Annotated in this window: 8 protein-coding genes and 1 tRNA gene; 8 read left to right on the forward strand and 1 reads right to left on the reverse strand. The window is 55.4% G+C overall.

Annotation, left to right across the window (positions count from 1 at the left end):
- Positions 1-68 precede the first annotated feature (68 nt).
- The 7 genes from F3J28_RS17085 to F3J28_RS17115 all read left to right on the forward strand — a co-directional run bounded on the left by F3J28_RS17085 (position 69) and on the right by F3J28_RS17115 (position 9,288).
- Positions 69-1,202 (forward strand): Gfo/Idh/MocA family protein, encoded by a 1,134-nt coding sequence (locus tag F3J28_RS17085; RefSeq protein WP_166878099.1) that lies wholly within the window; start codon positions 69-71, stop codon positions 1,200-1,202.
- A 9-nt stretch (positions 1,203-1,211) separates the two neighbouring features.
- Complete coding sequence (locus F3J28_RS17090) at positions 1,212-3,125, forward strand: bifunctional 5-dehydro-2-deoxygluconokinase/5-dehydro-2-deoxyphosphogluconate aldolase (protein ID WP_166878102.1); 1,914 nt, start codon at positions 1,212-1,214, stop codon at positions 3,123-3,125.
- Between the two features lie 10 nt (positions 3,126-3,135).
- The gene (gene iolE, locus F3J28_RS17095) at positions 3,136-4,026 is read left to right on the forward strand and encodes a myo-inosose-2 dehydratase (protein ID WP_166878105.1); all 891 of its coding nucleotides are present in this window, start codon (positions 3,136-3,138) and stop codon (positions 4,024-4,026) included.
- Positions 4,027-4,035: 9 nt separating this feature from the next.
- Positions 4,036-4,854, forward strand: a complete 819-nt coding sequence (iolB, locus tag F3J28_RS17100) for a 5-deoxy-glucuronate isomerase (protein WP_166878107.1) — start codon at positions 4,036-4,038, stop codon at positions 4,852-4,854.
- Between the two features lie 211 nt (positions 4,855-5,065).
- On the forward strand, positions 5,066-6,928 hold the full coding sequence (gene gss, locus F3J28_RS17105) for a bifunctional glutathionylspermidine amidase/synthase (RefSeq protein WP_166878110.1): 1,863 nt from the start codon (positions 5,066-5,068) through the stop codon (positions 6,926-6,928).
- Positions 6,929-7,441: 513 nt separating this feature from the next.
- Positions 7,442-8,662 (forward strand): phosphoadenosine phosphosulfate reductase, encoded by a 1,221-nt coding sequence (locus F3J28_RS17110; RefSeq protein ID WP_166878112.1) that lies wholly within the window; start codon positions 7,442-7,444, stop codon positions 8,660-8,662.
- Positions 8,662-9,288, forward strand: a complete 627-nt coding sequence (locus F3J28_RS17115; protein WP_166878361.1) for a ParB N-terminal domain-containing protein — start codon at positions 8,662-8,664, stop codon at positions 9,286-9,288. The genes F3J28_RS17110 and F3J28_RS17115 overlap by 1 nt, the downstream gene beginning before the upstream one ends.
- Positions 9,289-9,501: 213 nt before the next feature.
- Here F3J28_RS17115 and F3J28_RS17120 read toward each other — a convergent pair.
- Positions 9,502-9,577, reverse strand: a tRNA-Phe gene (locus F3J28_RS17120).
- A 432-nt stretch (positions 9,578-10,009) separates the two neighbouring features.
- On the opposite strand from F3J28_RS17120, the gene F3J28_RS17125 reads away from it, so the two are divergent.
- Positions 10,010-12,145, forward strand: coding sequence for an ornithine decarboxylase (locus F3J28_RS17125; protein ID WP_166878114.1), 2,136 nt, complete (start codon positions 10,010-10,012; stop codon positions 12,143-12,145).
- Positions 12,146-12,175: the final 30 nt, after the last annotated feature.

A 12,175-nucleotide genomic window follows, 5' to 3' on the forward strand; every position in this document is an offset into this window, starting at 1 on the left:
CCCTCTCGCTTTCAGGGAGAGAGCTGGGGTGAGGGTACAAAGGCTGGTCACGACTTCAGGAACAACACATGAAAAAGGTCAGAATTGGTTTAATCGGCACCGGCTACATCGGCAAAGCCCACGCCATCGCCTACGCCCAGGCGCCGACGGTCTTTGACCTGCAGGGCGAACTGGTGCGTGAAATGGTAGCGGAAGTCACGCCGGAGCTGGCGGCAAAACGCGCCGCGGCGTTTGGGTTTAATCGCTCCACCGGCGACTGGCGCGAACTGGTGGCGGACCCGAATATCGACGTGGTGGACATTTGTTCCCCAAACCACCTGCATAAAGAGATGGCGCTGGAAGCGATTCGCCACGGCAAGCACGTCTATTCAGAAAAGCCGCTGGCGCTTGACGCCCGCGACGCACGCCTGATGGTGGACGCTGCCGATCTGGCTGGAGTGAAGACATTGGTCGGCTTCAACTACATGAAGAACCCGACGGCGCAGCTGGCAAAGCAGATCATCGCACGCGGTGAGATCGGGGAAGTGATCCACTTCTACGGCACCCACAACGAAGACTATATGGCCGATCCGCTTTCGCCTATCCACTGGCACTGCTTCAAAGAAACCGCCGGGCTTGGCGCTTTGGGGGATCTGGCGGCGCACATCGTCAATATGGCTCAGTACCTGGTCGGCGATATCCGCGAAGTCTGCGGCGACCTGAAAATCGTGGTGCCGCAGCGCCCTGCTTCGGCTGGCAGCAGCGAGATGATCGCTGTGGAAAACGAAGATCAGGCCCACGCGATGGTGCGTTTTGAAGGTGGCGCCCAGGGCGTGATCGAAACGTCCCGCGTCGCCAGCGGCAGAAAAATGGGGCTGACCTGGACAATCACCGGCACGAAAGGGGCGCTGAGCTTTACTCAGGAGCGCATGGCGGAGCTGAAGCTTTATCTGCAAAGCGATCCCGAAGGCCGCCAGGGGTTCCGCACGCTGCTGGTTGGCCCGGCTCACCCGGATTACGGCTCGTTCTGTATGGGGGCGGGGCACGGCATTGGTTTTAACGATCAAAAAACGGTGGAAGTGCGCGATCTGATCGACGGCATTGCCGCCGATGTTCCTCTGTGGCCTGACTTCGAAGAGGGCTGGAAGGTGTCGCGCATTCTCGATGCTATCGCCCTGTCCCACCAGCAGGGGCGCTGGGTCAACGTATCTGACATTGTCTGAGGACGAAGCATGAAAGAAAAGCAGTTGGATCTGATTTGCATGGGGCGGGTCGCGGTAGATCTCTACAGCCAGCAGATTGGTGCGCGGCTGGAAGATGCCAGCAGCTTCGCCCGTTACCTTGGAGGTTCGTCCGGCAATGTGGCCTATGGCACAGCCCGGCAAGGGCTGAAATCTTCCATGCTGGCGCGCGTTGGCGACGAGCACATGGGGCGCTTTCTGCGCGAAGAACTTAGCCAGGTTGGCTGCGACACCAGCCATTTAATTACCGACAAAGAGCGGCTGACGGCGCTGGTGCTACTGGGCATCAAAGATCGCGACACTTTCCCGCTGATTTTTTACCGCGACAACTGCGCGGATATGGCGATTACGGCGGACGATTTCAGCGAAGAGTACATTGCCTCCGCGCGCTGTCTGGCCATCACCGGTACACATCTATCAAATCCGCGTACCCGCGAGGCGGTGCTGACCGCGCTGAGCTATGCCCGTCGGAACGATGTACGTACCGTGCTGGATATTGATTATCGCCCGGTGCTGTGGGGGCTGACGTCCCTTGGCGACGGCGAGACGCGCTTTGTTGCAGCCGGCCAGGTCACAAATCAGCTGCAATCGGTCCTGCATCTTTTTGATGTGATTGTCGGCACCGAAGAAGAGTTCCACATTGCCGGTGGGTCAACCGATACGCTGGCTGCACTGAAAAAAGTGCGTCAGAACACCGAAGCAACGCTGGTCTGTAAGCGAGGCGCGCAAGGTTGCTCCGTGTTCCTTGGGCTGATCCCTGATTCACTGGATGGCGGAATAAACGTCAGCGGCGTGCGCGTGGAAGTGCTTAACGTGCTGGGCGCGGGGGACGCGTTCATGTCCGGCCTGCTGCGCGGTTACCTCAATGACGAAGGCTGGGAGCAGGCCTGTCGCTATGCCAATGCCTGCGGCGCACTGGTGGTTTCACGTCACGGCTGCGCACCGGCGATGCCGAGCAAAATTGAGCTGGATGATTACCTTTCGCGTGAACATCAGGTACCTCGCCCGGATCTCGACGCGCGTCTGAACCATCTGCACCGCGTCACCACTCGCCGCCGCCAGTGGCCGGAACTCTGCGTGATGGCGTTCGATCACCGCAGCCAACTGGAAGAGATGGCGCTGAAAAGCGGCGCGGATTTACGCCGTATTCCGGTGCTTAAACAATTGATTTTACAGGCTAGCCGCGAAGCCGCTCTGCGTGCCGAGCTGGGGGGCAAAGCCGGGCTGTTGTGCGACGGTACCTTCGGCCAGGACGCGCTGAATTCCATCACCGGTGAAGGCTGGTGGATCGGTCGCCCGATTGAGCTGCCGGGGTCACGCCCGCTGGAAATGGAACACGGCAATATTGGCTCGCAGCTGATTAGCTGGCCGCAGGAACACATTGTTAAGTGCCTGGTCTTTTTCCATCCGGAAGATGCCCACGCTCTGCGTCTGGAGCAGGAGCAGAAGATTGCCGAAGTGTACCGCGCCTGCTGCCAGTCGGGCCACGAGCTGCTGCTGGAAGTTATTCTGCCGGCGAATATGCCACGCAGCGACGAGCTTTATCTCAGAGCCGTTTCCCGCTTCTACAACCTCGGTATCTACCCGGACTGGTGGAAGCTGCCGCCGCTGAGCAGCGCTGGCTGGGCGGCCCTGAGCGAGCTGGTGGATAAACGCGATCCCCACTGCCGCGGCGTGGTGATCCTCGGCCTGGATGCCCCGATAGAGGTGCTGCGTGATGGCTTCAATGCCGCCGCTAATTACCCGATTGTGAAAGGTTTTGCGGTAGGGCGCACGCTGTTTGGCGAAGCCTCGCAGGCCTGGTTAAAACGCGATATCGACGATGCGCAGCTGGTGGCGCGCATCCGTGACAATTACCTGCGGCTGATCGCCCTGTGGCGCGAGCGCGGCCAGCATAAACAATAAGGAGAGCATTATGACCGTGCATTTAGGCATCAACCCGCTGACCTGGACCAATGACGATCTGCCTTCTTTGGGCGCCGACACGCCGCTGGACACCTGCCTGAGCGAAGGAAAAGAGGCCGGATTTGAAGGCTTTGAACTGGGGAATAAGTTCCCGCGAGAGGCCGGCGTGCTGGGGCCGATTCTCGATAAGCATGATTTGAAGCTGGTCTCCGGCTGGTATTCTGGCCGTTTGCTTGAGCGCTCCGTTGAGCAGGAAATTGAGGCCGTGCAGCCGCACCTGACGCTGCTGCGCGAGCTGGGCGCGAAGGTGCTGGTGTTTGCCGAAGTCACCCACTGCATTCACGGGGAGCAGCAAACCCCGGTGCATTTACGGCCCCGTTTTCCGGCCGAACGCTGGCAGGAGTACGGCGAAAAGCTTACCGCATTCGCCCGTTATACCCAGCAGCAGGGCGTGCAAATTGCCTATCACCACCATATGGGAACGGTAATTGAGAGTGCGGATGACGTGAATAATTTGATGGTTCACACCGGGCCGGAAGTCGGGCTGCTGCTGGACACCGGGCACCTGACTTTTGCGGGGGCCGATCCGCTGGCGGTGGCCGAGCGCTGGATCTCGCGTATTAACCACGTGCATTGCAAAGATGTGCGCGCTGGCGTGCTGGCGGACGTGAAAAACCGCAAAACCAGCTTCCTGGATGCGGTCCTGAGTGGCGTATTTACCGTGCCGGGCGATGGCTGCGTGAACTATCCGCCGATCATGGCGTTGCTGAAAAAACACGGCTATCAGGGCTGGCTGGTTGTTGAGGCCGAGCAGGATCCGGCGGTGGCGCACCCGATGACCTACGCGCGTCTGGGCCACGCTAACCTGAGCCGTTTTGCTCGCGAAGCCGGGCTGATATAAGGAGGGAGCATGGCCGAATTACTTTCCCGCTGGCAGCAACCGGACGCGCAGGGGCAGACGCAGTGCGTCACGCCGGAAAACGCGGGTTGGGGCTACGTGGGATTTGCCGCTTATCAGCTTCAGGAAGGGCAGATTCTGGAACTGCCCGCCGTGGAGGAAGAGCGCTGCCTGGTGCTGGTCGCAGGGCGCGCGACGGTGGACACGCCGCTCGCTCGCTTCCCTGAAATAGGCGACCGCATGAGCCCGTTTGAGCGCCGTAAACCCTGGGCTGTGTACGTGACGTCCGGCGAGGCGGTTAAGGTTCAGGCGCTCACCGCGCTCGAACTGGCCGTTTGTTCCGCGCCAGGCAAAGGGACTTATGCCACGCGGCTCATTGCCCCGCAGGATATTGATGCCGAGGCGCGCGGCAAAGGCCACAACCAGCGCTATGTCCACAATATTCTGCCGGAGGATAAGCCCGCCGACAGCCTGCTGGTGGTGGAGGTGTATACCAACGAGGGCTGCACCAGTTCATACCCGAGCCACAAGCACGACACCGATAATCCGCCCAACGAAACCTATCTCGAAGAGACTTATTATCACCGGCTCAACCCGCCGCAGGGGTTCTGTTTGCAGCGTGTGTATACCAACGACCGCTCGTTGGATGAGTGCATGGCGGTGTACGATAAAGACGTGGTGAAAGTGCCGAAAGGCTACCACCCGGTGGCGACGATGGCCGGGTACGACAGCTATTACCTGAACGTGATGGCGGGGCCGGTACGCAAGTGGATGTTCACCTGGGAGAAAGATCACGCCTGGGTTAACGGCAGCGAGTACGGGAACAAATAAACTGGCTGAGTCACTTTTTAACAAAGGCTGCCCGCTGAGGCAGCCTTTTTCTTTGGGCCCCGACCTGCCGGAATATGTCTGTTTAAACGAAGCGCGACTGCACAAAACCGTTGGCAGAGGTGTATGATAACGGCTTCTCTGTCAGGTTAATTTTAACGTGCAGACGACAATCCGCGTGACCTTTGCCGCCTGCCTGATTTAGGTTGGACACATGCATACAGGAACACCAGACAACGATTCGCCCTTTGGTACACTTCTGGGCTATGCCCCGGGTGGCGTAGCGATTTACTCCTCTAATTACGGCAGCCTCGACCCGAAAAATTACCCCGAAGACGCTGAGTTTCGCAGCTACATCGGCAACGAATACATGGGCCACAAATGGCAGTGCGTAGAGTTTGCGCGCCGCTTCCTCTTCTTAAACTACGGCTTTGTCTTTACCGACGTTCACATGGCCTGGGAAATCTTCTCGCTGCGTTTTTTACGTCAGGTTGTGAACGACAATATTCTGCCGCTTCAGGCCTTTGCGAATGGCTCAAAACGAGCGCCGGAGGCGGGCGCGCTGCTTATCTGGCAGAAGGGCGGCGAGTTTCATGAAACCGGCCATGTCGCGGTGATCACTCAGCTAATCGGCAACAAAGTGCGTATCGCCGAGCAGAACGTGATTCATGCGCCGTTACCGGCCGGGCAGCAGTGGACGCGCGAGCTAACCCTGGTTGAACGCGACGGTCACTACACGCTGCAGGATACGTTTGCCGACACGTCGATTCTTGGCTGGATGATTCAAACTGAAGAGACGACCGACAGCGAGCCACAGCCGGAAATCGGCGGTGAAGCGCTAAAAATTGGCGGGGCTCGCCTGGCCAATAAGCGCCAGTTCGACGGCAAATGGCTGAATGAAAAAGATGAACTCCAGCTGGCCTATATACAGGCCAATGGCCACATTATTAATAAAGATCCTTGCCAGTATTTCACTATTACCGAAAGCGCCGAACAGGAACTGATCAAGGCCACCAACGAGCTACACCTGATGTACCTGCACGCCACGGATAAAGTGCTGAAAGACGACAATCTTCTGGCACTCTTTGATATTCCCAAAATTCTCTGGCCGCGTCTGAGGCTTTCCTGGCAATGGCGCCGCCACCAGATGGTCAGCGGCCGCATGGATTTTTGCATGGATGAGCGCGGGCTGAAGGTGTACGAATACAACGCCGATTCAGCCTCCTGCCACACCGAAAGCGGGCTTATCCTTGAGGAGTGGGTTAAGACGGGATACCGGGGCACCGGGCATAATCCGGCGGAAGGGTTGCTGGAAGAGCTTACCGGGGCCTGGAAGCACAGCAGCGCCCGGCCGTTTGTCCATATCATGCAGGACAATGACGCCGAGGAGGATTACCACGCGTTGTTTATGCAGCGTTCGCTGATGCAGGCCGGGTTTGATACCAAAATATTGCACGGCCTGGGCGAGTTGAGCTGGGACAGCGCCGGGCAGCTTATTGATAATGATGGCCGGGCGGTGAACTGTGTCTGGAAAACCTGGGCGTGGGAAACCGCGATTGAGCAAATTCGTGAGGTTAGCGAAACCGAATATGCCGCCGTGCCGATCCGTACCGGCCATCCGCAGGGAGAAGTGCGCCTGATTGACGTCTTGCTTCGCCCGGAAGTGCTGGTGTTTGAGCCGCTGTGGACGGTGATCCCCGGTAACAAAGCCATTCTACCGGTGCTCTGGCAGCTGTTCCCGAACCACCGTTATCTGCTGGATACGGATTTCGAGGTGAACAACCTGCTGTCAAAAACCGGCTACGCGGTGAAGCCGATTGCCGGGCGCTGCGGCAGCAATATCGATCTGGTCAGCCACCATGATGAACTGCTGGATAAAACCAGCGGCAAGTTCGTGGATCGCAAGAATATCTATCAGCAGCTGTGGTGCCTGCCGAAGGTGGATGGCAAATACATCCAGGTCTGCACTTTTACCGTGGGCGGCAGCTACGGCGGCACTTGCCTGCGTGGAGATGATTCGCTGGTGATTAAAAAAGAGAGCGATATCGAACCGCTGATTGTGGTCAAAGACAGGTAGCGGTTGATCGTACCTAAGGATGAGTTGATGGCCCGGATGTTGCTTCGATCCGGGCAAGTCGCCCGCTTATACCACGATAGTTCCTCTATTCCTTTTCGGCGTGGCCTGCGCTATTTCTTATTTCTATCGTGGTTATCCATTTTATTAATCTACGATTATTTTAATCAAATTAATGCCAGGCTGTAGATGGGGCTTCTTTGATTTTTTGTTGATGTGTTTTTTGTTTGCATTTTAAATGTAGGTAATTCAATTAATTACGATTTTTTCTTGGTGATTTTAAATTTTTATTGTCTGGGGTTTAGGCTGGATATAACATAACCGCACTGCGGTATTGATGGCATTTATATAAATTATGCGATTGATGATTTACATGAATGTTTTATCCGGAGAGAGTGATTTTCCTGGCGGAGGATATTACCAGGCTGGTGCGCTAAGATATCCTGGGTGGATTGGACGAAATGCAGGGATTTTGCTGTCGTAGTAATTTTGAGACAGCAGTAAAAGGGAGTTTTTGTGAGAAAAGATAAAAAAATCATTCTTGATGATAATGTTCTTAATGCTTCTAAAAAGAGAATCGATTGGGTATTCGATACCTTTGATCAGGTCTGCGTCTCTTTTTCCGGTGGAAAGGATTCCAGCGTGCTTTTTCACCTTGTGGCAGAAATCGCTCGCCGCCGGAAGCGTCAGTTTGACGTGCTATTTATCGACTGGGAAGTTCAGTTCCAGTATACCATCGACCATGTATTGCGGCTCAGGCAGCAATATGACGATATCGTTGGGCATTTTTACTGGGTCGCTTTGCCGCTAACCACGGTGAACGGGGTTTCGCAGGCTCAGCCGGAATGGATTTGCTGGGAGGAGGGCGTGGAATGGGTTCGCCAGCCGCCGGAAGACGCCATTACCGATCCAAACTTCTTCCCCTTCTATCGCTATGGCATGACCTTTGAAGAGTTTATGCCAGCGTTCTCGCGCTGGCTTTCCGGCGATAAAGGCCTGGCCACGTTAACCGGCATCCGGGCCGACGAATCCCTCAACCGTTTTTTAGCGCTGGCTTCACAAAGAAAAACGCGCTATGCCGATGATAAGCCCTGGACTACGGCCAGCCGGGAAGGGAATTTTTGTGTCGCTTATCCTTTGTACGACTGGAAGGTACAGGATATCTGGATTTTTAACGGTAAATACAAAGCTGCCGGAAATCCGCTTTATGACCTGATGTATCGCGCTGGTGTCCCTATGAAAGCGATGAGGGTGTGTGAACCTTTTGGCCCGGAGGCGCGCCGTGGGCTTTGGCTTTACCATGTTCTGGAGCCGGAAACCTGGTCCCGGGTATGCATGCGCGTGGCTGGCGCCAACAGCGGCGCTATTTATGCGCATCAGAGCGGTTCTTTCTATGCCCGTAATACTAGCATCACAAAACCGAGCCATTTAACCTGGCAAGAGTACGCCATGTTTTTACTGGCATCGATGCCGGAAAAAACAGCGGAGCATTATAAGAATAAAATTGCCATTTATTTAAAATGGTATAGAGAACGAGAGTTTCCAGAAAATATTCCTGATGAGCAGGATAAAGATTCAGGATCGAGGGATATACCGTCGTGGCGAAGGATATGTAAGACGATATTGAAGAATGACTTTTGGTGCCGGTCGCTCTCCTTTAGCCCTAATAAGCCACAGCACTACAATCGCTACCTCGAACGGATACAAAAGAAACGGCAAATGTGGGGGATTTTCTGATGCTTAATGCACTATTAAAACAACTGAATAATTATCTTTCTTCCGTCGAGTCGGATGAATCAAAAGTGGCCGCAATAAATGAAGTCAAAAAAGTTATGCATCAGCACAGCCCTTTTAAAAAAGAGCCAGTTGATTGCGTCCTTTGGGTGCGTGAGGGAGAGGTTGTGGCCAATGATTATAACCCTAACGTCATGGCACCCGTTGAGCGCAGTTTGTTACAGCTTTCAATCGAGACAGATGGTTTCACTCAGCCGATTGTGGTGACACCGCTGAAAGATAAGTTTCAGGTTGTGGATGGGTTTCACCGGCATCTGGTGGGAAAAACATCGCCGGTGGCAAAAAAGAGAATTAACGGTTTTCTTCCGGTTGCGGTGGTTAACCTGGAATCCAGCGGCGAAGCCGAATGTATCGCCGTGACGGTCCGCCATAACAGGGCGCGCGGAAAACATCAGGTAACGGCGATGTCCGATGTTGTCCGCGATCTTTCCCGTCTGGGCTGGGATGATATGAAAATCGGGTCAGAATTGGGGATGGACGCTGATGAAGTGCTGCGCCTCAAGCAAATTAGCGGCCTGTCAGAGCTATTCAGCGGCGAACAGTTCAGTGATGCCTGGACGATAAAGTAGAGTCGTAAATCATGCCGCAATATTTAATGTGCTCGTTTATAGCAATCTGAAGACGGACTCGGACAAAAACCTCGGGAACATTTTTGAACAGCGCTTGTGCTGGCCCCGAAGGGGTGAGTCTCAGGGATGAGACGAATAATCGAATTTCAGTTCGATGCAGAGTCCGTATCGCTAAAAGCAAAAAACCCGCCATAGGCGGGTTCTTCTAAATAGTGGTGCCCGGACTCGGAATCGAACCAAGGACACGGGGATTTTCAATCCCCTGCTCTACCGACTGAGCTATCCGGGCAACGGGGCGCATTAAACCGTAAACCCCATTCCGCGTCAATGGCTTTGTTGCACAGCACGGTGCGTTTGCCTGATTTATGTGCGGGCTGTTACAGACTTCATGTTGAACCCCCTGGCAGAAGGTGCCATGATTGCGCCAGTTTTCTTATCCACTACGGGGCGCCTTGATGTTCACTCTCAATTCCCATGTATCTTTCGGGATGGCGCTCGTCCGTGCTGCTATAACCTTCCGAAGTCCCTTGCTCACCATGCGGTGAGGGCAATGCTTGCTTGCTGCAGGACATCAGTAAAATCAGGAATCGCCTGGTTTTACTGATGTCTGGCGGTCGAAGTGGATTCACACCTAAGACCTTCAGAACGCCTTCGTTGGGGAATTTTCCCTTTGCCGTGCCGGTTGGCACTCACTCATCCTTGCAGACGGGGATTTGTGCTTATGAAATCACTGAAAATTGCCGCCAGCCACGACGTGGCTGCATTACTCTCAACGCATCGTGAAGTGGTCACGCTCGACGAGACTGACTTCACCGATGTGGCGGCAGTTGTCATCTCCGTTGCGGACAGCCGCAGCGGCATTCTGGCTTTGCTTAAACGCACGGGTTTTAATTTGCCGGTGTTTATTTTTAGCGAAACCGCCGTTGACGGTTTGCCTGCGGTAACCGGCGTGATTGCCGGGAAAGCGCAGGATTATCTGGAGCTGGAAACCGCGGCCAGCGGCTACGAAGAAGATCTGTTGCCACCGTTCTTCAACACGCTGACCAAATACGTGGCGATGGACAACAGCACTTTTGCCTGCCCGGGGCACCAGCACGGGAAATTCTTTAAAAAACACCCGGCGGGACGGCAGTTTTATGATTTCTTTGGTGAGAACGTATTTCGTGCAGACATGTGCAACGCGGACGTTAAGCTGGGTGACCTGCTGATCCACGAAGGCTCAGCTAAGCACGCGCAGAAGTTTGCCGCGAAAGTTTTCCACGCCGACAAAACTTATTTTGTGCTTAACGGCACCTCTGCGGCGAACAAAGTGGTGACCAATGCTCTGCTGACACGCGGCGATCTGGTGCTGTTTGACCGCAACAACCATAAATCAAACCATCACGGCGCACTCATCCAGGCCGGTGCCACCCCGGTTTATCTGGAAGCTTCCCGCAATCCCTTTGGCTTTATCGGCGGCATTGATGCGCACTGTTTTGATGAGAAATACCTGCGGGAGCTGATTACGGAAGTGGCACCTGAACGAGCTCAGGAGGCAAGGCCTTTCCGCCTGGCGGTGATCCAGCTTGGCACCTATGACGGCACAATTTATAACGCTCGTCAGGTGGTAGATAACATCGGCCATCTGTGCGATTACATCCTCTTTGATTCGGCCTGGGTCGGCTACGAGCAGTTTATTCCGATGATGGCGGACTGTTCGCCGCTGTTACTGGAGCTGAACGAAAACGATCCGGGGATCTTTGTTACTCAGTCGGTTCACAAGCAGCAGGCCGGGTTCTCCCAGACTTCGCAGATCCATAAGAAAGATAACCATCTTCGCGGCCAGGCCCGTTTTTGCCCGCACAAGCGGCTGAACAATGCTTTCATGCTGCATGCTTCAACCAGCCCGTTCTATCCGCTTTTTGCTGCGCTGGATATCAATGCCAAGATCCACGAGGGCGAAAGTGGTCGCCGCCTGTGGGCGGAATGCGTGGCGCTGGGCATTGAAGCGCGCAAGGCGATTATCGCCAACTGTAAGATGATCAAACCGTTTATTCCGCCGGAAGTGGCCGGGCGGCCGTGGCAGGATCACCCCACGGAGAAGATCGCTCAGGAGCGCCGCTTCTTCAGCTTTGAACCCGGTGAGCGCTGGCACGGTTTTGAAGGTTATGCGAAGGACGAATATTTTGTCGATCCCTGCAAGCTGCTTCTAACCACGCCGGGCATCGATCCCGAAACCGGGCGCTACACCGAGTTCGGTGTGCCAGCGGCAATCCTCGCTAACTATCTGCGTGAAAACGGAATTGTGCCGGAGAAGTCGGATCTTAACTCGATCTTGTTCCTGCTTACCCCGGCGGAGAGCCACGAGAAGCTGGCTCAGCTGGTGGCCATGCTGGCGCAGTTTGAACAGCATATTGAGGACGACACGCCGCTGGCGGATGTGCTGCCCACGATTTATCAGAAATACCCGGTGCGCTACAAGGGCTACACCCTGCGCCAGCTTTGCCAGGAGATGCACGATCTGTACGTGAGTTTTGAGGTCAAAGAGCTGCAGAAGGCGATGTTCCGCAAGGAGAGCCTGCCTGCCGTGGTGGTGAACCCGCAGGACGCCAACATCGAGTTTATTCGCGGCAACGTGGAGCTGGTGCGCCTGAGCGAATCTGAAGGACGTATCGCGGCGGAAGGCGCGTTGCCTTATCCTCCGGGCGTGCTTTGCGTGGTGCCGGGTGAAGTTTGGGGCGGGGCGGCACTGCGTTACTTCCTGGCGCTGGAAGAAGGCGTGAATATGCTGCCGGGCTTCTCCCCTGAGCTGCAGGGCGTGTACAGCGAGACGGATTCGGACGGCATTAAGCGGCTGTACGGCTATATGCTGAAGTAAGAGGGAATAGCCCCCTCTCCCCGTGGGAGC

Origin of the sequence: Enterobacter sp. Ap-1006 (assembly GCF_011752835.1) — a bacterium.
Taxonomy (GTDB): Bacteria; Pseudomonadota; Gammaproteobacteria; order Enterobacterales; family Enterobacteriaceae; genus Cedecea.

Bases quoted from the DNA above. Each gene is read 5' to 3' on its own strand.
- F3J28_RS17085 (WP_166878099.1), top strand. From the start codon at position 69: ATGAAAAAGGTCAGAATTGGTTTAATCGGCACCGGCTACATCGGCAAA.
- F3J28_RS17090 (WP_166878102.1), top strand. From the start codon at position 1,212: ATGAAAGAAAAGCAGTTGGATCTGATTTGCATGGGGCGGGTCGCGGTA.
- iolE (WP_166878105.1), top strand. From the start codon at position 3,136: ATGACCGTGCATTTAGGCATCAACCCGCTGACCTGGACCAATGACGAT.
- iolB (WP_166878107.1), top strand. From the start codon at position 4,036: ATGGCCGAATTACTTTCCCGCTGGCAGCAACCGGACGCGCAGGGGCAG.
- gss (WP_166878110.1), top strand. From the start codon at position 5,066: ATGCATACAGGAACACCAGACAACGATTCGCCCTTTGGTACACTTCTG.
- F3J28_RS17115 (WP_166878361.1), top strand. From the start codon at position 8,662: ATGCTTAATGCACTATTAAAACAACTGAATAATTATCTTTCTTCCGTC.
- F3J28_RS17125 (WP_166878114.1), top strand. From the start codon at position 10,010: ATGAAATCACTGAAAATTGCCGCCAGCCACGACGTGGCTGCATTACTC.